23 protein-coding genes and 1 pseudogene are annotated in these 20,900 nt (G+C 72.8%); 9 read left to right on the top strand and 15 right to left on the bottom strand.

From position 1 onward, the window contains the following. The first annotated feature begins 12 nt into the window (after nt 1-12). Entirely contained in the window at nt 13-684 is a 672-nt protein-coding gene (locus IE305_RS13475; RefSeq protein ID WP_229890905.1) for a YdcF family protein, read from the top strand. Nucleotides 685-700: 16 nt separating this feature from the next. Further along, nucleotides 701-1,468: a WbqC family protein gene (locus tag IE305_RS13470; RefSeq protein WP_229890903.1), complete on the top strand. Its 768-nt coding sequence runs from the start codon at nt 701-703 to the stop codon at nt 1,466-1,468. Here the strand turns inward: IE305_RS13470 and IE305_RS13465 are convergent. Both IE305_RS13465 and IE305_RS13460 read right to left on the bottom strand, forming a co-directional pair. Next, complete coding sequence (locus tag IE305_RS13465; protein WP_190129762.1) at nt 1,422-1,847, bottom strand: Ig-like domain-containing protein; 426 nt, start codon at nt 1,845-1,847, stop codon at nt 1,422-1,424. The two genes, IE305_RS13470 and IE305_RS13465, sit on opposite strands and share 47 nt — an antisense overlap. 156 nt (nt 1,848-2,003) lie before the next feature. Further along, the gene (locus IE305_RS13460) at nt 2,004-2,486 is read right to left on the bottom strand and encodes a DUF5994 family protein (RefSeq protein ID WP_190129761.1); all 483 of its coding nucleotides are present in this window, start codon (nt 2,484-2,486) and stop codon (nt 2,004-2,006) included. Between the two features lie 206 nt (nt 2,487-2,692). On the opposite strand from IE305_RS13460, the gene IE305_RS13455 reads away from it, so the two are divergent. The 5 genes and pseudogenes from IE305_RS13455 to IE305_RS13435 all read left to right on the top strand — a co-directional run bounded on the left by IE305_RS13455 (nt 2,693) and on the right by IE305_RS13435 (nt 5,276). After that, the gene (locus tag IE305_RS13455) at nt 2,693-2,995 is read left to right on the top strand and encodes a hypothetical protein (RefSeq protein WP_190129760.1); all 303 of its coding nucleotides are present in this window, start codon (nt 2,693-2,695) and stop codon (nt 2,993-2,995) included. Further along, nucleotides 2,979-3,266 (top strand): hypothetical protein, encoded by a 288-nt coding sequence (locus tag IE305_RS13450; protein ID WP_190129759.1) that lies wholly within the window; start codon nt 2,979-2,981, stop codon nt 3,264-3,266. The genes IE305_RS13455 and IE305_RS13450 overlap by 17 nt, the downstream gene beginning before the upstream one ends. 453 nt (nt 3,267-3,719) lie before the next feature. Beyond that, nucleotides 3,720-3,890, top strand: a pseudogene (locus IE305_RS13445) (arsenate reductase/protein-tyrosine-phosphatase family protein); the annotation flags it as partial. Between the two features lie 136 nt (nt 3,891-4,026). Then, nucleotides 4,027-4,356, top strand: a complete 330-nt coding sequence (locus IE305_RS13440) for a hypothetical protein (RefSeq protein ID WP_190129758.1) — start codon at nt 4,027-4,029, stop codon at nt 4,354-4,356. Nucleotides 4,357-4,358: 2 nt separating this feature from the next. Next, complete coding sequence (locus IE305_RS13435; RefSeq protein ID WP_190129757.1) at nt 4,359-5,276, top strand: RICIN domain-containing protein; 918 nt, start codon at nt 4,359-4,361, stop codon at nt 5,274-5,276. On the opposite strand, the gene IE305_RS13430 is transcribed toward IE305_RS13435, so the two are convergent. The 4 genes from IE305_RS13430 to IE305_RS13415 all read right to left on the bottom strand — a co-directional run bounded on the left by IE305_RS13430 (nt 5,273) and on the right by IE305_RS13415 (nt 8,385). Continuing rightward, complete coding sequence (locus tag IE305_RS13430) at nt 5,273-5,926, bottom strand: CatB-related O-acetyltransferase (RefSeq protein WP_190129756.1); 654 nt, start codon at nt 5,924-5,926, stop codon at nt 5,273-5,275. The two genes, IE305_RS13435 and IE305_RS13430, sit on opposite strands and share 4 nt — an antisense overlap. Before the next feature lie 23 nt (nt 5,927-5,949). After that, on the bottom strand, nt 5,950-7,194 hold the full coding sequence (locus tag IE305_RS13425; RefSeq protein ID WP_190129755.1) for a glycosyltransferase: 1,245 nt from the start codon (nt 7,192-7,194) through the stop codon (nt 5,950-5,952). 172 nt (nt 7,195-7,366) lie between these two features. Further along, nucleotides 7,367-7,795, bottom strand: a complete 429-nt coding sequence (locus IE305_RS13420; RefSeq protein WP_190129754.1) for a hypothetical protein — start codon at nt 7,793-7,795, stop codon at nt 7,367-7,369. Nucleotides 7,796-7,845: 50 nt separating this feature from the next. Then, entirely contained in the window at nt 7,846-8,385 is a 540-nt protein-coding gene (locus IE305_RS13415) for a DUF2231 domain-containing protein (protein ID WP_190129753.1), read from the bottom strand. A 159-nt stretch (nt 8,386-8,544) separates the two neighbouring features. Here IE305_RS13415 and IE305_RS13410 point away from each other — a divergent pair, with 159 nt between their 5' ends. Then, nucleotides 8,545-9,285, top strand: a complete 741-nt coding sequence (locus tag IE305_RS13410; protein WP_190129752.1) for a helix-turn-helix transcriptional regulator — start codon at nt 8,545-8,547, stop codon at nt 9,283-9,285. A 26-nt stretch (nt 9,286-9,311) separates the two neighbouring features. On the opposite strand, the gene IE305_RS13405 is transcribed toward IE305_RS13410, so the two are convergent. Next, the gene (locus IE305_RS13405) at nt 9,312-10,307 is read right to left on the bottom strand and encodes a GlxA family transcriptional regulator (RefSeq protein ID WP_229890901.1); all 996 of its coding nucleotides are present in this window, start codon (nt 10,305-10,307) and stop codon (nt 9,312-9,314) included. Between the two features lie 104 nt (nt 10,308-10,411). Here IE305_RS13405 and IE305_RS13400 point away from each other — a divergent pair, with 104 nt between their 5' ends. Beyond that, complete coding sequence (locus IE305_RS13400; RefSeq protein WP_190129751.1) at nt 10,412-11,098, top strand: HD domain-containing protein; 687 nt, start codon at nt 10,412-10,414, stop codon at nt 11,096-11,098. 291 nt (nt 11,099-11,389) lie between these two features. Here the strand turns inward: IE305_RS13400 and IE305_RS13395 are convergent, their stop codons facing one another. From IE305_RS13395 to IE305_RS13360, 8 genes are all read right to left on the bottom strand, one after another. Next, a complete protein-coding gene (locus IE305_RS13395) occupies nt 11,390-11,611 on the bottom strand; it encodes a hypothetical protein (protein WP_190129750.1) in 222 nt (73 codons plus the stop codon). A 32-nt stretch (nt 11,612-11,643) separates the two neighbouring features. Then, nucleotides 11,644-13,341: a cytochrome bc1 complex cytochrome b subunit gene (gene qcrB, locus IE305_RS13390; protein ID WP_190129749.1), complete on the bottom strand. Its 1,698-nt coding sequence runs from the start codon at nt 13,339-13,341 to the stop codon at nt 11,644-11,646. A 102-nt stretch (nt 13,342-13,443) separates the two neighbouring features. Further along, the gene (locus tag IE305_RS13385; protein WP_190129885.1) at nt 13,444-14,139 is read right to left on the bottom strand and encodes a hypothetical protein; all 696 of its coding nucleotides are present in this window, start codon (nt 14,137-14,139) and stop codon (nt 13,444-13,446) included. Between the two features lie 551 nt (nt 14,140-14,690). Continuing rightward, complete coding sequence (locus IE305_RS13380) at nt 14,691-16,073, bottom strand: hypothetical protein (protein ID WP_190129904.1); 1,383 nt, start codon at nt 16,071-16,073, stop codon at nt 14,691-14,693. 61 nt (nt 16,074-16,134) lie between these two features. After that, entirely contained in the window at nt 16,135-17,349 is a 1,215-nt protein-coding gene (locus tag IE305_RS13375; protein WP_229890899.1) for a peptidase M23, read from the bottom strand. A gap of 58 nt (nt 17,350-17,407) precedes the next feature. Further along, nucleotides 17,408-18,211 carry a hypothetical protein gene (locus tag IE305_RS13370; RefSeq protein ID WP_190129747.1) on the bottom strand — a complete coding sequence of 268 codons (804 nt, stop codon included), beginning with the start codon at nt 18,209-18,211 and terminating at the stop codon, nt 17,408-17,410. 7 nt (nt 18,212-18,218) lie between these two features. After that, nucleotides 18,219-20,378 (bottom strand): hypothetical protein, encoded by a 2,160-nt coding sequence (locus tag IE305_RS13365; RefSeq protein WP_190129746.1) that lies wholly within the window; start codon nt 20,376-20,378, stop codon nt 18,219-18,221. Continuing rightward, nucleotides 20,375-20,827: a hypothetical protein gene (locus IE305_RS13360; protein WP_190129745.1), complete on the bottom strand. Its 453-nt coding sequence runs from the start codon at nt 20,825-20,827 to the stop codon at nt 20,375-20,377. The genes IE305_RS13365 and IE305_RS13360 overlap by 4 nt, the downstream gene beginning before the upstream one ends. Nucleotides 20,828-20,900 lie beyond the last annotated feature (73 nt).

Here is a 20,900-nt window from a genome sequence, read left to right as displayed (position 1 = left end):
GGAGAGACGCCAGTGACGACGGACATCCAGCGGGCCATCACCGACGACCAGCGCCGGCGGGCAGAGCTGATCTGGGACTACCACCAGATGGGCCACGAGCTCCGGCCGGCGGACGCCGCGATCGGCCTCGGCAGCCACGACCTGGGCGTCCCCGCCTTCTGCGCCGAGCTGTACCGAGCCGGCCTCTTCCCCACCCTCGTCTTCTCCGGCGGGCCCAACCCCACCCGCCCCGGCCGCTTCCCTCGCGGCGAGGCCGTGCACTTCCGCGAGCACGCGCTCGCCCTCGGCGTCCCGGACGAAGCAGTTCTGCTGGAGCCCCAGGCCAGGAACACCGGGCAGAACATCACCTTCTCCCGCGACGTCCTGGCCGCCGCCGGCCTCGACGTCACGACCGTGCTGCTGGTCGCCATGCCCTACATGGAGCGACGAGCGTTCGCCACCGCCCGCAAGGTCTGGCCCGAGGTAGAGGTGCTCTGCGCCTCGGCGCCGCTGGAGTTCGACGACTACCTGAAGACGATCGGCGACGAGAAGCTCGTCGTCGACCAGCTCGTCGGTGACCTGCAACGCGTGATCGAGTACCCGAAGCTCGGCTTCGCCATCGAGCAGGACGTCCCGGAGGACGTGCATGCCGCGTACGTATCCCTCATCAGCGACGGCTTCGACAGCCGCCTCCTCACCACCTGAAACCGCACGGGGTGGGGTGTGTGCCATCCACCAGCCCAACTTCTTCCCCCGGCTGACCACGCTGGCCAAGCTGTTCGCGGCGGACTACTGGATCGTCCTCGACGACGTCCAGTTCACCCGCCGTGACTACCAGCACCGGGCCCGCCTCGCAGCCCTGGACAACCCGGCCGACCGCAGATGGCTGACCATCCCCACCCATCTGCCCAACGGCCGGCAGACGCTGATCAGGGAGGCGATGATGCCCGAGCCAGCCCGGTCCCGGGAGCGAACTGCCCGCGTGCTGCGACAGCACTATGGGGCCAGCCCCCACTGGCCCGTCTTCGAGCAGGCTCTGACCGTGGTTCTCGATGCCTTCGCCGACGGCCAGACGGCAGCCGTTGCCGAGGCGTCCACGCGGGCCCTGCTGGGCCTCCTGGGCTGGAGAGGCCACATCGTCCGCAGCAGCGGCCTTCCGGCCCGACCAGAACGCTCGCAGCGGCTCGCCGACCTGGCCGCCGCTGTCAGGTCCCGGTCGTATCTGTGCGGCACCGGAGGAATGCGCTACCTTCGCCCAGCCCCCTTCGCGGCCTACAGCATCACGGTCATGCCCCCCGAAGAGGATGTTCATGCAGGTCAGAGCAGAGACGACCCCCGGGCCCCCGTGATTCCCAAGAGCGTGAGTTCGATTCTCGTCGCCCGCTCTTACGGAAGACCCAGGTCACTGACCTGGGCCTTCTTCGCGTTAAAGGGCCGACGCTTCAGCCGATGCCGGGCTCGATCTCGCCGCGGGCGCTCACGGGCATGAACTTCTTGTTGCCCTGGAAGTGCGCCTCGTAGCCGGAGCCGAGCGCGTGGGCCCACAGCAGGGGGTCGAGGAGGTTCGATCCGCTGTCGAGGTGGGCGACATCGGTCGCGTCGGTGACCGGCGTACCGATCTGGCGGCTGTCGGAGACCGTGAAGGTGATCGGCTGTCCCTTGATGGGCTGACCGTCGCTGTCGATCAGTTTCGCGCTGATCTGCGCCTGCGCCTGCCCGAGCACGGCGCCCTTCACCGTTGACGCCGTGAGCTGCGGGTACTCCTTCTCCGGGTCCGGCTGGGGCTGCGGCGGGTAGTACACGTACGGGCCCGGCTGGGGGAACCCGTACGGTCCGGGCGGAGGGTGCTGCGGGTAGGGCTGCGTCACAGGGGCACCCCGCCACGGCTCCTCCGCCGCGTGCCCATCCGTCCCCTTCAGGACGGTTGGCAGCGGTCACCGCGGGCATCAGGAGTCGGCCGCCTCCGTTCGCCGGCCGTTCTGTGCAGCCCCAGGTCGGCGACTCGGGGGGCGCATGGCATGACGTCAGGTCGAGGATTTCCGGCCGGTTCCGGTGTTGATGAGAATCCGTGCCGCCTGCGTGACGTTGCCGGCCCGGACAGCCTGGGACATCGCGGCGCGGGCCGCCTGCGGGGTCGCGTGCGGTGGCACCACCAGCAGCGAAAAGTGGTCCTGTTCGCCCCGGGTGATCAGCACAGTGTCGTCACCGATCGGGAAGGAGTCGATGTGCACCACTCGGTCGTCGACGACCAGCCGGGTCGGAAGCTCGTCCCAGGCCGTGGCATCCAGCCCGACGCGGGTGATCGGGCCGAGGTGCTCGGTGAGAGCGCTCACCAGAGCGGGCAGCTCGGCCACGATGTCACGCGACCGCGGCCACCACGCCCCGTCGAGGATGCCCTCGCGGGATCCCGTCGTCTCCAACCGGAGGAGCGCGGTCCCCGGCTTCACGGCCTCGTCGAACGTGCCCGGCGGCAGCCCGGAGGCAGGGGGTGTATCGGAGTCAGCCATGATCGTTCCGCCCGTCTGCGGGTCAACGGAGCGGCGGATACCGCGTCCGCCGCTCTCCACGCTACGCCGCGGGCCACGCGCGTGGGGCCTCCTGACCGGAGCCTCCTGTGGAGAGAGCGAGTCGGCCTCGCAGAGCACACGTGCCCAGGCATAGGATGCAGAGGGGGTATGCCGAAGGCCCGGCACTGCGCCGCGGGAGGTACGCCATGAACAACGAGCAGCCGTCCTCCGCGGACCACGCCGAGGTCCGTATCGTCGGCGCGACGCCGGAGGTCTGCCGTCGTGTCGCGGAGGCGCTCCGTCACTGCTTCTCCTCGACCGAGCAGCGCAGTTACCCCGCGGGCCAGGACGGAGGAACCCGGCTTCACCTCATCGTCGACACCGCACACCCGGCGGAGCCCGCGCGGTCCTGGCTGGCGGCCAGCCGGTCGTCGGCCGACGAGCGTGCCGAGGCGGGCGAAGCGTGTCGACCGCGGCCCGGAGAGCGACGTCATGACGACACTGGGTGAACGCAGGGCCTATCGCAGGGCGGTCCTTGAAGCTCTGTACGCAGCCGTCGAACTCAATCATCCGGAGGTCAGCGGAGCAGCGCTCCGGGACCGGCTGCCCATGCCCGACGAGGATCTTTCGGCCGCCTGCGCCTACCTGGCGGACGCGGGCCTGATCACTGTCGACTGGACCTCGCACAACACACCCGCCACCGCCTCGCTCACCCATGACGGCATCTACTTCATGGAAGAGGAGGAGGCGGAGGAGCGGGAAGAGGAGGAACGCCACTGACGCAGGCGCCACTGTCCTGCGGCCGCCGGACAGCGGCAGCGAGCATCGACGAGACGGCCCACGCGCGAGTGCCACCACTTCGCGAGGCGCTCGACCGTCTCGCCACGACGGCCGGCCCCGCCCTGTTCCGTGCCCCATCCGTGCCCTTCAGAGCGGTGAACTGCGGTCTGAACTGTGCGGACCAGAGACCCCAGAATCCGCGCAAACCCACCATCGTCGCAGGTCACATGCATAAGAGCGGTGCGAGCGCTCGTGATTCCCAAGCTCAGAGCGCGAGTTCGATTCTCGTCGCCCGCTCTGTACGAAAACCCCAGGTCATCGACCTGGGGTTTTCTGCGTGAACTTCGCCCTCATGTGGACCGGCTCGACGGCGCTTGGTCGCGCGGCCGGCCTGGTAACACCTGCGCGCGACCACTCGGCGGCGAGCGGCCACCGCCCCGGAAGGTTCCGCCCGTGTCCGAGTCCTCCACGCCCTCGGTCCTGTTCGTGTGCGTCCACAACGCCGGCCGCTCCCAGATGGGCGCCGCCTTCCTCGCCCACCTCGGCCAAGGCCGCGTCGAAGTCCGCTCCGCCGGCTCGGCTCCCGCCGAGACGGTGAACCCGGCCGTGGTGGACGAGAGCGCCGCAACAAACTGAACGCAGTCGTGCCCCCTCCCCCGTAAGGGGCATCTCCGCCGGATGCGCCGTCCGGGCCCGGCGGGGGTGGATACCGTCGGCTGCTTGAAAGCAGCCTGAAAGCAGGACGGTACGGGGGAGTGGGATGTCGGGCTTCGAGGTGGCGGCCGGGTTCTTGGGGGCCTGGGCGGTGCAGAAGGTCAGGCGGGTGGCCGGGCGGGCGGATGCGGAGGTCGACCGCGCGGTGGATGCGGCGATGGACGACCTGCACGAGCTGGTGAGCACCAGGTTGGGAGAAGGCGCCGCAGAGCCGGAGCCCTCCGGCCGTCCGGCGACGGGATGCGGGTCGGGAAGCATCGCCGACCATGCCACCTTCAACGTCAATGCGGAGAACGGTGTGGCCGTCGGCATCGTCAGGGGCTCCCTGGTCGTAGGGGCGGGGACCCCTTCTCTTTCCGGTACGAAACAGAGCTGAGCGTGTCCGGCGTTTCCCAGGGCGGCCAGGACACCGAGCCGGCAGACGGCCCGCAGACGCGCACGCGGAGCGGCGACCTCACCGTCAGTTCCAAGGTCAACAAGGGCATATCGATCGGGTGGGCCGAGAGGGTCCTCATCAAGGTGCGGGAGCACCGCTCGCGCATCCTGTTCGTCGTGGTCCCTGTCGTCACGACAGGCGGCGCGTTCCTCGCCGGCACGCTCGTGCCGCACGAATCCGCGGCTCCGGAGCACGGCTCGCAGGGGCGGGGGAAGCCGTCGCCGTCCGTGCTCTCCTCGCCCTCCCCCGCCGGGTCCTCGTCCGCGTCGCCGTCGGCCTCTGCGGTGTCCCCGCCTCCTCCGGTGCCCATGGCCACGCGTGCCCCGGCCGGTCCCGACCCGCACGACGACAGCGGCGGCGGGCCGGCGCCGGGCCGGAGCCCCGATCCCGCGCCCACCGCGCAAGGCGGCGCGCCGGGCCCCCGGGCTGCCGGGACGGGGACGCTCTCCCCGGGAGCCCGGTCGCACCTGGAGAACGTCGCCCAGCAGCAGTGCCTGTCCGGTGACGACTTCTCTCCCGCCTTCGGGCCCTGCGGTGCCGGCTCCAGCTACTCCTGGACCCTTCGCTCCACCGGGGGCGGCGCCTTCACCCTGGTCAACCGCGCCAGCGGCAAGTGTCTGACGGCGCCGAACAACAACAACTACGCAGCCGGCCTGAATCCGTGCGGCTGGGGCGCCAACGAGCACTGGCACATCGACACCTCGGCCTCGGCGGGCCAGACCCTGCAGAACAACGAGACCGGCCACTGCCTGACGATCGCCCCGCCGCAGATCGGCTTCAACGGCGCCAACCAGGTGCAGGTGGCCACCTGCAACAGCGACGACCCCCGGCAGCTCTGGAAGGGCGGTGGGCCCGCCTAGGCGCGGGGGCCGCCGGCCGGGGCGGCGGCCTCCAGGTCGGTGATGCTGCCGGACATGATGGTGCGGACGTGCTCCGTGATGTGCTCGGCGGGCCAGTCCCACCAGGCCACCGCCAGCAGCCGGGCCACGTCCTCCTCGCTGTAGCGGGTGCGGATGAGACGGGCCGGGTTGCCGCCGACGATGCCGTAGTCGGGCACGTCCGCGGTGACCACGGCCCCGGACGCGATGATCGCGCCGTGCCCGATCCGTACGCCGGGCATGACGGTCGTGCCGTGGCCGAACCAGACGTCGTTGCCGACGACCGTGTCGCCCCGGTTCGGCAGGCCGGTGAGCAGGTCGAAGTGGTCGGCCCACGAGCCGCCCATGGTGGGGAAGGGGAAGGTCGAGGGGCCGTCCATGCGGTGGTTGGCGCCGTTCATGATGAACCGCACGCCCGTGCCCAGCGCACAGAACTTGCCGATGACCAGCTTCTCCGGCCCGTAGTGGTAGAGCACGTTGCGCGTCTCGAACGCGGTCGGGTCGTCCGGGTCGTCGTAGTACGAGTACTCCCCCACCTCGATCAGCGGGGACTTCACCAGCGGCTTCAGCTGCACCACGCGCGGCTGGCCGGGCATGGGGTGGAGGACGGTCGGGTCGGCGGGTACGGGCATGCGGGGTCCTTCCAGGTGGTCGTCTACGCGTGGTGGTTCATCGTGTCGTTCATCGTTTCGCGCAGTCGCCGGGCGGCCACCGTCGCCCCGTCGGTGCGGATCGTGGCGGCCACGGCTTGTGCCCGTGCGCGGGTCCCCGGCTCCAGGGCGGTCGCGAGCGCGGCCGAGAGGGACGCGCGGGCCGGGACCGGGCCGTCGTGGGCGGCGCCGATGCCCAGTTCGGCCACGCGGGCGGCCCAGTACGGCTGGTCCGCCATCTGCGGCACGATCACCTGGGGTGCGCCGGCGCGCGCGGCCGTCGTCGTCGTACCCGCGCCGCCGTGGTGCACGACGGCCGCCACCCGGCCGAACAGGGCCTGCTGGTTGACCTCGCCGACGACGAAGCAGTCGTCGCCGTCGTCGGCCGCGGCCAGGCCGGCCCAGCCGCGGGAGACCAGGACGCGGCGGCCCTGCGCGCGGACCGCCGCGACGGTCTCCTGGGCGGCGTCCTGCGCGTCGCGCATCGGCATGCTGCCGAAGCCCACGTACACCGGCGGCTCGCCGGCCTCCAGGAACGCCACCAGGTCGGCCGGCAGCGGGCGTTCGTCCTGCCGGATCCACGCGCCGGTCTGCACCACGTCGAGGTCCGCCGGCCGCAGCCACGGGGCCAGCGTGGGGTCGGCCGCCAGCCACGGGCGGTCGGTGAAGACGTGGCCGCGGACGTCGTCCACCGGGGGCAGGCCGACCGAGGCCCGGTGCGTGTTGATCGCGCCGCCGAACAGCAGGTTCATGTCCTCGGCGTTGAGGTCCCACAGCGCGCGGTTGTCCGCCACGCCCGTGGGGGCCGGGCGGCCCGGCCAGGCGAGCGGCGGGTGGTGCGGCGACGGCAGGTACGTGGGGAAGAACGCCACGAACCCGTAGGGGACGCCCCGCTTCTCGGCCACCGCGCGTGCCGCGGCCGCGGCCGGGAGCAGGCCGGTCGCCAGCACGGCGCCGCAGCCCTCGGCCACCGCGGCGACCTCCTCGTACGTCGCGGCGACGAGCCGGGCCGCACGCTCGGACAGCCCCTCCGCCGCCGGCTTCTCCGGCCCGGTCACCGCCTTGGTCGCCATGGCGCGCACCGACCGGCCCAGCGGCACCAGCGGAAGCCCGAAGCCGTCCAGCAGCTCCGCGAAGTCCGGCGGGGCGCACATCTGCACGTCCGTGCCCAGTTCCCGCAGGCTCAGGGCGAGCGCCACCATCGGTTCGACGTCGCCCCGCGACCCGTACGCCACCAGCAACACCCGCATACCGCAACCCCCGTGTTCGCCCGACCGCGCGCTCTCGCGCTCTGCTGACCTGGTGTTTTCCAGGTCAGGTCGGCGATTCTGCGGCATGACGGGGGCCTTGCCGCAAGGCCCCCCGTGCGCTATATCTTGATCATGGAGAGGGGCTCGCGCCCCTCATTTTTCTTTGTGACGCTCAGTCGCCCGCCACGCCCAGCGCCGTCAGCAGGACCAGGACGACCGTGGCCACGGCGAGGAGACCGTGGAGTACGACCACGGGCACCGGGAAGTGACGCTCCGGGGGGACGGCCGGCCCCGTCGCCGTACGGCGGACCGGGAGCCAGCGGGCCAGCATGGTGAAGCCCAGCAGGGCCACGGGGACGAGCAGGCCGAACGCGACCCAGGCCAGCACGTCCCGGTCGGTGAGCAGGTAGACGATCCAGACGACCAGGCCGGCCGCGGCGAGCAGGAAGTGCCCGAAGAGCACCGGCACGGGGAGCCGGCTGACGGCCCTTCCGCCCGTGCCGCCCTTCCCGCCCTTCCCGCCCTTGGCGATCCAGGTGCCCAGCAGGTAGAAGCCGCCGAGTGCGGTGACGACCCATGCGATCAGTGCGGCGATGCCCATGAGATTCTCCCGGGAACGTTCGAGTGGCGAGTAGGTACGCGTGTGCTCCGTCAGGACGGTTCCGGCGCCTTCTCTTCCCTCCGGTAGCCGTCGGCCTGGGTGTCCTCGTCCGCGACCCGCACCCCGTAGCGGTAGGCGAGCATGCCGCCCAGGTAGCCGGAGACCGCCAGCGCCGCGATCGAGGCGACGGACAGTGCCAGCATCGCCGCGCCCACCGCCCGGTCCGGCGGCTGGGCGGCGCGGCGCCAGAGGAAGTTGGCCGCGTACGCGCCCGTCACCGCGAGGTTGAGGGCCATGTGCAGGAGGCCCACCCGGAACGCGCGCGTGCCGGGCGGGACGACGCACAGGTCGAGGAAGCCGACGGCGGCGGCCGCCAGGGCGCCGATCACGCCCAGGGCGATCAGCCACAGGGAGCCGCGGGTCAGGAAACCGGGATCGTCCGTGAGGTGGGACGCGACGTCGAAGACGAGGCTCGCCACCCATGCCCCGATCGGCACAGTGACGAGGATCGGGTGCCACGGGTGCCCGTAGGGGCCTGCCAGGAGGGAGCTGACCGGCTGTTTCGCCTGGCGTTGTGCCGGAGTGGGCATGGCGGCCTCCGAGCGGTGGTCGGTGCGTCGCTGGACCTACCTTTTTCACCAATCAGTTTTGGCGAAATCCGGCGCCACGGTCAAGCAACCCGGGTGAACCGCGCTCCTAAGCGCCCCGCAGGGGTTTCTGCCCAAACTCTTGCGCGATACCGTGGCCCGGTGGGACTGGACGACACCTCGCTGACGACCCTGGCCGCCCTCGCCGACGACCTGCGCCGCAGCATGTTCGACTTCATACGGCGGCAGCGGCGCCCGGTCACCCGCGAGGAGGTCGCCGACACCGTGGGGATCTCCCGCAAGCTCGCCGCCTTCCACCTCGACAAACTCGTCGCGGCCGGCCTGCTGCGGGCCCACTACGGCCATCCGGAGGGCATCCGCAAGGTCGGCCGCCGCCCCAAGGTCTACGAGCCGGTCGCCGAGGCGATCGCCGTCAGCATCCCCGAGCGCCGCTACGAGATGCTCGCCGACGTCCTCACCGAAGCCGTGATGACCGAGGCGGACGGCGAGCCGGCCCGCGATGCCGCCCTGCGCGTGGCGTACGGACGCGGGGAGACCCTCGGCGCCGGCGAACGCGAGCGGGTGCGGCCGGGCCGGCTCGGCGCCGAGCGGGGCCTCAGCCTGGCCGCGGAGACCCTCGACGGCCTCGGCTTCGAACCGGAACGCGCCGCCCCCACCGTGCTGCGGCTGCGCAACTGCCCCTTCCACCCGCTCGCCGCCAAGGCCCCCGACCTCGTCTGCGGCCTCAACCAGGCGTTCCTCGCCGGCTACCTGCACGGCCTGGGCAGCGACAGGACCACGGCGGTACTGGCACCGCAGCCCGGCCACTGCTGCGTCGAACTCCGCGCGGGCGAGGACACCGACGACACCGGCCCGGCCGACGGGACCGCCTGCCGGAGGTGACGGCGGGCTCGGCCCACGTCGCCGCGTCAGGTTCCGGTTCCGCTGCGGAACGCCTTCCGGTACGCGTGCGGGGACGTGCCCGTGTGGCGGGTGAAGTGGTGGCGCAGGGTGGTCGGGGAGCCGAAGCCGGTGCGGTCCGCGACGAGGGTGACGGGCAGGTCGGTCGTTTCCAGCAGTTGCCGGGCGCGGTCGATGCGGGCGTGCAGGAGCCACTGGAGGGGCGTCGTGCCGGTCTGGGCGCGGAAGTGGCGGTTGAGGGTGCGGACGCTGGTGCGGGCGTGCGTGGCGATGGCGGTGAGGGTGAGCGGTTCGTGGAGGTGGCTCTCCATCCACCGCAGGACGGGCTGGAGCGCGCCGGGGTCGGCGGGCGGCTGCGGGCGTTCGATGTACTGGGCCTGACCGCCGTCGCGTTGCAACGGCATGACGATGCGGCGCGCGGTGGCCGCCGCGAGGTCCGCGCCGAGGTCGCGGCGCACCAGGTGGAGGCAGAGGTCGAGCCCCGCGGCCACGCCGGCCGAGGTGATCAGGTCGCCGTGGTCGACGAAGAGGACGGCGGGGTCGACGTCGACGCGCGGGTGCCGGCGGGCCAGTTCGCCGGCGTACTGCCAGTGCGTGGTGGCGCGGCGGCCGTCGAGCAGGCCCGTGGCGGCCAGCGTGAACGCGCCGACGCACACCGAGGCCAGCCGGGCCCCGCGCGCCGCCGCCCGCCGCAGTGCCTCGACCACGGCGGGGTCCGGTGCGGCGAGGAAGTGGGCGGTGGCAGGGACGACGACGGTGGCGCCCTCGCCGAGCCCGTCCAGGCCGTCGAGGCCGTACGGCGTACGGATGCGGAAGGCGCCGTGCTCGGGGGACGTGGTCACACTGCGGCCGGGGGCGCAGACCCGGAGGTCGTAGTACGGCGTGCCGGCGGCCTGGTTGGCGGTGCCGAAGACCTGGCCGGGGAGCGACAGCTCGAAGGGGACGACGCCGTCGAGCGCGAGCACGGCCACCGGCACGTCGGTCTTGGCAGTCATGGCAGGCATGGCCAGAAGTTAGCGCGGGTCGGCATTCCGGCCGCTGTGCGGGGCGCGGCCGGGGCCGCACGATCGAGGGGTGGCCCCCGTCTCCCCCTCCCCCAGGAGCCTTCATGTCCGATGCTGCTGCCCTCCTGCCCGCCGCGTACGACGCCTTCGGCCTGCCGCGGACGGAGCTGACCGCCCGTGCGCTGCGCTACGCCGAGGAGACCGAGCCCGCCGTCGTCTTCCGGCACAGCGTGCGGAGCTACCTCTTCGCCCGTGCGCTCGGTGATCACGACGGTCTGCGGCCGGGGGTGGACTACGACGACGAGCTGGTGTTCGTCAGCTGCGTGCTGCACGACCTGGGCCTGTCGGAGGCGGGGAACGGCGGCGGGCGGTTCGAGGTGGACGGCGCGGACCTCGCCGCCCGCTTCCTGCGGGAGCAGGGGGTGGGCGCGGAGGCGATGGCCGTGGTGTGGGACGCAATCGCCCTGCACACGTCGGAGGGGATCGCCCCCCGCAAGGGCCCGGAGGTCGCCCTGGCCCACGCGGGCATCTCGGCGGACATCCTGGGCATCGGCAAGGAGCTGCTGCCCACCGGCTTCGCCGACCGCGTCCACGCGGCGTTCCCCCGCGAGAACCTCGCGTACGCGCTGTCGGACATCGTCGTCCGGCAGGCCCTGGCCAACCCCGCGAAGGCGGGCCCGCTGGGCTTCCCCGGGCAGGTGCTGCGCCACCACGTGCCGGAGGGGACGCTGCCAGGCTGGTACGACCTGATCGCGGCGGCGGGGTGGGGCGACCGGCCGCTCGCAGGCTGACAGAACCGCAGGTCAGAGGCAGGGCGGAGGACCTTCGGACATACCTCTTGACTCTGTCCGAATAAGGAGGAAACTACCTAATACGCCAGACAACCGGTGAGAGCACATCGTCGGTGCAGACGTCAGCCGGCGAGAGCGACTCCCATGTCGGCTCAACTGGCCAGGCCCCCGGAAGAGCACGTACCGAGGCCGGGGTCGACAGCGACGGCTGGAGACCAGCGGACAGGTACGGAGCGCCGGGGGCTGTCGTATGCCCGTCGTATGCCCGGAGGCCCGTACCTGCACCTGTGCTCATCTGCCCGCCCGTTCGTCCGCCGCCGGCAGCGTCCACGCGTTGACCAGGCGCCGGGCGCGGCCCGCCTCCTCCGCGAAGACGAGGATCTGGAGCCGCCACGGGGAGCGGGAGAGGCGGCGGCGGGGGCAGGGGGCCGTGGTGGAGCGGATGCCGCAGGTGTCGAGGAAGCGGCGGACCTCCGCGGCCGCCGTGGGCGTGGCCACGCGGGCGACGGGCACCAGGAGCCCGTAGGGGTACGGGGCGCGGCGGGTCAGTGCCGGGCCTCGCCGACGGGCTGTTCCGTGTGCGCGTGGTGGCCGGCCCCGGGCCCGTGGTGGGCCTCGACGGCGTGCCGGTACTCGTCCGGCGTCGGCTTGGGCACCTGGCCGCCGGGGCCGAACCAGGCGGCGGCCAGCCGGGTGCGTACGCGCTCGGTCCAGGTGGTGGGGCGGCGGGTGCCGTGTTCGTCGGTCGCGGGCGGCAGCTCGGCCGGGCGCGGCTGGTCGTGGGCGGTGAGGCTGTAGAGGTCCGCCTGGACGAGGGGTTCGTGGATCTCGAAGTACTCGCCGTGCGGTGCCCGGGTGATGACGCCCGTCTCGCGGCCGTGCAGGATCTTGTCGCGGTCGCGGCGCTGGAGGCCCATGCAGATGCGTTTCGTGGCGACGAAGACCAGCACCGGCAGGACGAAGAAGCCGACCCGCACCGTCCAGGTGATCGCGTTGATGGAGAGGTGGAAGCGGGTGGCGAAGAGGTCGTTGCCGCCGCCGACCAGCAGGAGCAGGTACTCCGCGACCCAGGCGGCGCCGAAGGCGGTGCGCATGGGGTTGTTGCGTGGCCGTTCGGCGATGTGGTGCTCGCCCTTGTCGCCGGTGAGCCATGCCTCGAAGAAGGGGTAGAGCCACAGGGCGAGCAGGATGGCGGGGAAGACCAGGAGCGGGATGAACACGCCGAGGACGAGCGTGTGGCCCAGGAAGTTGATCTCCCAGCCGGGCATGACGCGGATGAGGCCCTCGGAGTAGCCCATGTACCAGTCGGGCTGGGCGTCGGTGGTCACCTGGTCGGGGCGGTAGGGCCCGTAGGCCCAGATGGGGTTGATCTGGGCGATGGCCGAGAAGATCGCGAGGATGCCGCCGACGAGGAAGAAGAAGCCGCCGGCCTTGGCCATGTAGACGGGCATCAGCGGCATGCCGACGACGTTGCGGTTGCTGCGGCCGGGCCCGTAGCCCTGGGTGTGCTTGTGGTAGAAGACGAGCAGCAGGTGCAGGGCCAGCAGCGCCACCATGATGCCGGGGATCAGCAGCACGTGGACGGTGAACAGGCGCGGGATCCAGATGCTGCCCGGGTACTCGCCGCCGAAGAGGAAGAAGACGAGGTACGTGCCGACGATCGGCACGGACAGGATCGCGCCCTCCATGAAGCGGATGCCGGTGCCGGAGAGCAGGTCGTCGGGGAGCGAGTAGCCCATGAAGCCGTCGAACATGCCGAGGATCAGCAGGCCGGCGCCGAACAGCCAGTTGAGCTCGCGGGGCTTGCGGAAGGCGCCGGTGAAGAAGACGCGCATCATGTGCACGAGCATCGCCATGATGAAGACCAGCGCCGCCCAGTGGTGCAGCTGACGGATCAGCAGGCCGCCGCGCACGTCGAAGCTGATGTCGAGGGTGGATTTGTACGCCTGCGACATGAGGATGCCGTTCAGGGGCGTGTAGCGGCCGTGGTAGACGACCTCGTCCATCCCCGGTTTGAAGAAGAACGTCAGGAAGACGCCGGTGAGGATGATGATGAGGAACGAGTAGAGCGCGACCTCGCCCAGCATGAACGACCAGTGGTCGGGGAAGATCTTCCGCAGGTTGGCCTTGGCGAGCGAGAAGAGACCGACGCGCCCGTCGGCCCAGTTCGCCAGCCGCTCGCCCCGGGACGCCGGCCCCGCGGGGCCCCGGCCGGCCGCGGGGGCCTGCTGTGTGTTCGTCATGCGCCGCACTCCCGGAAGACCCACGCGCTGCTCCGACGGGACCATCTTCCATGCGGTACGGGACGAATGCCCGGATTTGGCGTTATGTGTCGGCCGACCGGGTCAAACCTCGTCCTCCTCGCCGTACGGCGCCTCCTCGATCAGGCGTTCGGCGATGTCGGCGGCCCAGGCGTGCGCCCAGCCGCGCAGCGCGGTCCGTGCCGCCTCGTCGAGGCCCTGGGCGGCGAACGCGCGGTCGTCCAGCAGGTCCGCCGCCTCCAGGCGGGCCTGGAGGTCGGCAAGGTCGAACGCGTCGCGCGCGTGCCGCCGCCCGAGCGCCTCCAGCTCGGCCCAGGACCAGCGGCCGCACGCGGCCGCGGCCCGCACGTCCATCAGGTCCCCGGCGAGCCCACGGTCGGCCAGGGCCCGCACGCGCAGGCCCACGGCGTCCTCGACGGCGAGGGTCAGCCCGTGGACGGTGAGCACGGGCTGACGCATCGTCTCCTTGGCGAGGCCGACGGTGTACGCGTCATCACCCGTACCGGCGGCAGGATCGGCGACGACAAGCCGAGCCTCCAACGGCTCCCCGCCGCCGGTCACCCGCACCCCCCACCCCCGCTCGACCAGCCCGGCTCGCAGGGCATCGACGATCCGGTCCATGGGCTCGGCCGCATCGGTGACCAGCTCCAGCCCGGCACCGCCGGCGACCACCGCACCGATCCCGTGCGCGCGGAGGGCATACGCCCCACCGAGCACGAGGGGGTACGCGGCCCCGGCCACGACGAGGTCGGCGAGCAGCCGCCGCAGGGCGGGGGGCATGGGGGCGTTCGGCCCTTTGGGCTCGCGGGGGCCGTTGGGTGCGTCGGGGCCGTTGGGCTCGTCGGGTGCTTCGGACGCCGGGTCCAGGGTCATGGGGCGGATTATGACGCAGGGGTGGGGGGTGAGCGGGTGCGGTGGGGTGGGCGCAGGAGGTGGGCGCAGCGCGCCGGTGACCGGGTCCGGGGCGGCGGCCTGGTGGCCCCGGCGCGTGCACCGGCGCGGTGAGTCTGCGATGGGGCGGCGGCCTGCGGGCGGGCACGCGCTGGGCAGCCCTGACGCAGGTGGGGGGGGGCAGGCGCGCCGCGCGTCGCGGGTCGCCGCGGCACGGCTACGCCGGGGGCGACGGGCGCAAGCGCCCGTACGGCTATGCCGTGAGTGCGGCAATACGGGCGAGCGACGGACGCAGCTCGTCCGCGGCAGTGGGGTCGGCAGCCCGCGGGCGGGCACGCGCTGGACAGCCCTGACGGAGGCGCTGGGCAGGCGCGCCGCGCGCATCGCCGGTCGCCGCGGCACGGCTACGCCGCGGGCGACGGGCGCAAGCGCCCGTACGGCTACGCCGTGAGTGCGGCAATACGGGCAAGCGACGGGCGCAGCTCGTCCGCGGCAGTGGGATCGGCGGCCCGCAGCCGGGACCAGGCGGCGTGTGCGTTGCGTGCTGCGCGCCGGACGTCGCCCTCGGGCGCACCGATCGCCTGCCAGCGCTCGGCGGTACGGATGTGGAGCCGCGTGGCCTTGGCCCAGTCGTCCCGCAGCAGCAACGACAGCCACGCCCGCGTAGCGAGCGCCCCCGCGGAATGCGGGTGCAACGGCCCGTACTCGGCGGTCAGCGCGTCCTCCAGCTCCTCCGCATCCTGCGCGGCGGCCCGCAAGTCGCCGCGCAGCTCGGCGGTGACGATGCGCGAGAGAAGCGCGGCATGCCCCGGCTCCAGCGGGGGCACGGCGGGGGCAGGTGTGAAGGGGGAGGGCGCCGGTGCCGGCGCCGCTACGGGTGCGGCGGTCGGGGCCGGTTCGGGCTCCGCCACGGCTGCCGGCGCTGCGCCGGACTCAGACGCCGGGGCGGAGGCATGCTGCTGGGCCGGGGCGGCGTCGGGCGCGGGCGCCACGGCCGGCACGTCGGTCGGCTGCGGCGCCGGGGCCGGGGCCGGGGCGAGGGCAGTCTCCGGCGCGGGCGCAGCCGTCGGCCCCGGCTCGGGGGCACCCTCCGGCACCCCAACGGGCACCGCAGCACTCGGCTCCACCGCGACAGGCGCCGCCGCGCCCAGCCCCGGCGCGGGTGCCGTAACGGCGGTGGACGCCAGCGCCGGCCCCGCATCCGGGGCGCCCTCCGGCACCGCCACCGTGGGCCCCGCCGCACTCGGCACTCGCGCCGGCCCGGCGACCTGGGTCGACGCATGGCCAGCCCCCGCCACGGGCGCGGCCAGCCCCGGCTCGGCCGCGACGGGCGCCGTCGCACCCGGCCCCGCGGAGGCCGCCGATGCCGGCACCGCATTCGGGGCGGGCCCCGGCGCGGGGGCCGCGACCGCGCCCGGCCCGGGCGCGGGCTCCGAAACGGCAGAGGACGCCGACGCCCGCCCCGCATCCGAGGCACCCTCCGCCACCGCCACCGCGCCCGGTCCCGCCGCACCCGGCACCGCCTCCACGCTCGGCCCCGCCGCCGGCGGCACCGGATGTGGGCTGTCCAAGGGCGTGACCGCGCCGTCGTGGTCGACTATCAGGGGCCAGACCGAGCCGTCCGGTTCCTTCGCGTTGATGCGTATGGGGTGACCCCGGCGGGCCGCGCGGACGCGGATGTCGGCCAGGGCCGACGTTCTCGCGTCCTGGCCCGGCAGAAGGTCCACCGGTTCGCCCTCGACCGTCGCCTCACCCGTCGCGCTGATCACGACGGTGTAGACGGGCGTCAGGGGGACCGACTCGGGGTCCGTCACGACAGGCATGGTCAATCCTCACTTACGCCGGCCGGCTCCGGCCCGGCCCGGCCCGGTAATCATGACCGGGTCAGCCCGCGTTGGGGTAATAGGGGGGCGACCAGCCCAGGTACTTCGCCCTCCACTTCGTCTCGATGTCGGTGGCCGGGACGATCGAGATCTCCCCCGGTGTGCCGATGTCGTTCGACGCGATCTTGCCGTCGCCCACGTAGATGGCCACGTGGCCCGCCCGGTGCCCGGTGTCCCAGAACATCAGCGCGCCCGGCGGCGGGTTGCGGTCGCCGTCGTGCCGCATCTCCTTCGGCATCACCTCCTGGTAGTGGTCGATGGCGAACGGCGTGCCCGACGAGTTCCAGCCGTAGGCGATCGACGTGAAGGCGAGGCAGCGCTGGTACCAGATCGAGTGGTGGGTCTCCGCTTCCTTCCGGGCGTAGGCGATCGCTTCCGCCGTCGAGCTGCGGTTCTTCACCACCGCCGGCCAGTTCGCCTTCCCGTCGTGGAACGCGTCGCCCGGCTTCCCCGGGGTCCCCGGCGCGTCGCCGGTGCCGCAGTCGCCGTTGTCGTCGCCGCCGTCCGTGTCCTTCGGCTCGTCCGGGTCCGTCCCGTCGGCCTTGCCGTTCTCGTGGCCCCGGCCCGTGCTGCTGCCCCTGCCGGAACCTTTCTTCCCCGGCTGCGGCGGGTGGTTCTCACCGCGTCGCTCCAGGTCGATGCCCGCTTCCTTGGCGATGCTGCGGGCCTGCGTCTCCTTCGGCGCGTACGCGTTCGGGAAGCCTGACCGCTGGACCGCCTGGGCCGCGTCGTTGAGGGACATGGTTTCCCACCGGATGTCCGCGAGGCCGGGCGGGTCGCCGCTGTCGCCGCCGAAGAAGAACATCTTCGCGGCGTACTTCGGGTCGAGGATCTGCTCGCGCGTGCCCCAGCCCGACGACGGGCGCTGCTGGAACAGGCCCAGCGAGTCGCGGTCGCCCTTGTCGATGTTGTCGAGCTGCGACTCGGTCAGCGCCGTCATCAGCGCGATGAGCGTGGCCCGGCCGGGCAGCTTGCCGTCGACGGCCACCTGGTCGATGATCTTGGCGTTGGTGACCTGCTTGGCCCGCAGGTCCTTGTTCGCACCGCCGTTGGGGTCGCCCTGGCCGCCGTTGCCGTGCGGGCCGTCGTCGGCGGGCAGGCCGCGTTCGCCGCAGCCGGCGGCGGAGGCCGAGCCCCCGCCGATGCCGGCCATGGCGCCGAAGATGATGAGCGCGAAGATGCCGATGGCGGCGAGGGGCACCCCGATCTTCACCATCAGGGCACGCCGGGCTCCCCCAGCCGCCAGGGCTATCGCCTGACGTCCGTCCACCGGCTCAGACCCCCAGGATCCGGCCCACGCGCCACCCGGCGCCGCCGCGCGTGATCTCGGTGAGCAGGACCTTCTTCTCGTTGTACGTGCGGTAGCCCGCGACGGTCGTCTCGACCGTGACCCTGCGCCACACCCGCGCCGGCGTGTCCGCCTGGCTGCGCACGCGGTCGTCGTCGGCCGGGCCGACGGTGACGTGGTCGACGGTGGACACGCCGCCGTTCGACACCAGCTCGTTCCAGGCCGGGTCGTCGAACTGCGCGAGGTTCTCGGCCAGGGCCGGCGTCATCCAGGGGGCGGCGCGCTTCACCACCGCCCTGTGGCTCTTGTCCACCGGAGGGTTGCGGGCCCAGTAGACCTTCGCCCACCCCTCCGCCGCCGTCTCCGGCTTGCCGAGGTCGACAGGCACCGCCACGGACGCGGAGGGCGACGGCGACGGGGCGGCCGAGGCGCCCGGCGTGCCGGGCCCCTTGGCGTCCGCCTTCTCGCTCTGTGCGTCCGGCCCGCCGCCCGCCCGGACGACCTTCGCGGGCGGGCGCTCGTCCTCCGGCCACCAGTGCTGCACGGCCGCGCCCAGCAGGAGGAAACCGGCGATCACCACGATGGCGCCGCCCGCCGTCACCGGCTCGCGGCGGCGTTCCTCCGCCAGGCGCCGCTTGACCTCCACCTTCTTGTCCTGGCGGTAGATCTTGCGGGCGCGGCGGCGCAGCGACCGCTTGCCGACCTCCTCGATCTCGTCCGGGTAGTCGTACGGGGTCCGCAGCAGCTCCCGCCACTCGGCCGGGTCCTGCGGCTTCCGCTCCTTGCTCACTCCCTGCTCACCTGTTCTTCCTGGGGCGGCGGCCGGACGGGGCGGCGGGGGCACCGCCGGAACGATTCACCTGGGCCGAGCCGCCCGCCAGGGCCGCCCGGCGGGCGTCGCCGATGCGCTGCTGGCGTGCCGCGTTGTGCGGCCGCGGGGCCGTACGGAAGCGGTAGGCGTCCTGGCCGCGGCCCTGCGGCGTGGCGGGGCGCCGGGCGGCGGTGCTCTTCCCGGTGGCGTTCTTCTGCTGGCCGGTCTGGCCGGTCTGACCGTTCTGGCCGTTGGCCGGGCGGGTCGTCCTGCCGACCGTGGCGTTCTTCACGGCGGCGTTCTTCACCGCGGCGTTCTGCGCACCCGCGCCGTCCTGCCGCTGTCCCTGCCGTTGCTCGGAGCGGAGCGTGGTGCGCGGGCGGACGTTGCCGACCGCCGTCGTCCGCCGGTCCGGCAGCGTCGCGATCGTACGGCCGGCAGGGGCACCGGCCGCCGCGGCGCGGCCGACGGCCCCGCCACGTCCCGCGGCCGAGGCGCCGTCGGCGCCACCACCCGCGCCGGGCTTCTTGCCCAGGCCGCCTTCGGCGACCGGGCGGTGGGCGTTGGCGGCGTACCAGGAGCTGAGGCCCATGGCCTTGCCGACGTGCGAGACCTTGTCGTCGAAGGCGCGTGCGCCGGCCTTCGCACCGGCCCGCGCAGCCCCCATTGCTGCGCCGCCCGCCTTCCGGCCGGCCCAGCCGGCCGCGCGGCCCGTCTTCCGGGCCGTCCAGCCGGTCGCCCGGCCGGCGAGCCGGCTGGCGCCGCGGCCGAGGGCCATGCCGGCCGCCGAGGCGCCCGGCGACAGCGCGCCGGTGACACCGACGATGCTCTCCATGACCGCGCGGAACTTGAGCGCCACGATGGCCGTGGTGATGCTGACGCCGATGGCGGCGAAGTAGCCGTACTGGCCCATCAGCCCGATGCTGACGGTGTTCAGCACCAGGACGACGCCGAGCACCATCGTGCTGACGAACGACTGGAGCGCGAAGCCCAGCAGCGCGTCGAACCAGCGCAGGCCCCACTGCCGCGGCCGCCCGGGGATCACCCAGAGGCAGGCGAAGACGACGCCCGCGAGCAGCAGCATCATGGCGCCGATCAGCGAGGCGAGGGACGCGAAGGCCAGGGCGATGGCGAGGACGGCGAACATCAGGGCGCAGATGAAGGCCGCGATGCACACGGTGACCCGGCCGGCGTCCTTGCCCTGCCGCCAGTGCATGGCGGGCATGCCGATCTTCCCGTCGCTCATGTCCTGGCTGAGGAACCGCTTGCGGTCGTCGTCGAAGTCCTCGTCGGTCGGCTTGTCGGTGCGCTTCAGGACGTCCTGGCCGAACTCCTTGCAGGTGTCGAGGTTGCCGAACTCGGCGATGCACCAGGGGGTGACGACGTACGAGCGCCAGACGGCGTCGCTGGCCTGCCGCACGAGCAGGTTCTTCTTCTCCGCCTCGCTCGCGCCCTTGCCGGCGTCGCCCAGGTCGGCGCCGTCGACGGCGATGGGCTCCTTGTTGTCGCCCTTCATGCCGGCGGCGGCAGCCTTCATGGCGACGCTGGAGCCGACGTTGCGGACGCTGTCGATGCCGTCGACCCACACGCCGGGCGTGCTGATCAGCGACACGGCGAGGACGCCGGCGGCCGCCACCCAGCCGAGCTGGCTGAGATAGCTGCCGTTGGCCTTGCGGTGGTTGGCCCAGGCCACCAGGGCGCCCACCGCGAGGGCCGAGGGCAGCAGCGTCTCGCCGGCCTCCTTGCCGGCGCCGGTTATCGCGTCGGTGATGGCGTTGCGGATGCCGGAGACGTCGGTGAAGTTCAGCGTCCACTGGACGGCGACGACGGCCGACTGGGCGACCCACACGGTCAGGCCCATGAAGAGCGAGGCGATGCCCTGCAGGATCTGCCAGCCGACGTCCCGCCAGCCCAGCTCGGCGTCGAGCCGGAAGTAGCGGGCCGAGCCGTACAGCTCGTAGAGGGTGTGGCCGCTGCCCTCGCCGACGCGCGGGGTGCGGAGCAGGTCGCCGATGCCCGCGGGGTTGTACTTCTTGTACTTGTCGTCGTCGGCGGCGGCCGCCCCGGCCGTCACCATGATGGTGGTGAGGGCGCCGAGGAGGGGGATGGCGATGTTCCGGAATCGGGGGAGTCGGGGGAGTCTCATGCCGCGGGCCTCATCAGGGCGCTGCGGACGGGGACGGCGCTCGCCATCGCCTCGTCGTCGGCCAGCGCTACTTGGTCGACGAGCCACTTCCCCTCGACCTTGACCATGCGTATGGCCTCCCGCCTGTAGTAGGCGTGGCCGTCGACGACGGTCTTCTGTGTGAGCATCAAGCCCGTACCCGCGGAGTGGTTCCTGATCGGTCCCACGTCCACCGGTCCGCCCTCGACAGTGACAGTGACGCCTTCCTCGGGCTTACTGCGGGAGTCCCGGTAGGTTTCCAGGCACTCCGACCGAGTCAGCTTGGTCTCCGTCCTCAAGCCGCATCTCGTCTCCGCGTCCCCAGCGAGATCGGCCTTGACGTACCGAAGGGCGACGTCCTTCATCGCCGCCTCGTCCTTCGCCCGGGCCGCCGCCTCCGCGTCGGCGCGGGCGCGCTCCTCCTTCGTCACGCCGCCCGGGGTGCTCTTCCCGGAGGACGAGCACCCGGTGACCGCCAGCGCCGATACCGCCGACACGGTCAGG

It is taken from the genome of Streptomyces mashuensis (genome assembly GCF_014654785.1).
GTDB lineage: Bacteria > Actinomycetota > Actinomycetes > Streptomycetales > Streptomycetaceae > Streptomyces > Streptomyces mashuensis.
Note: the sequence above shows the minus strand (reverse complement) of the source record. Positions and strands in the feature narration are given on the sequence as shown.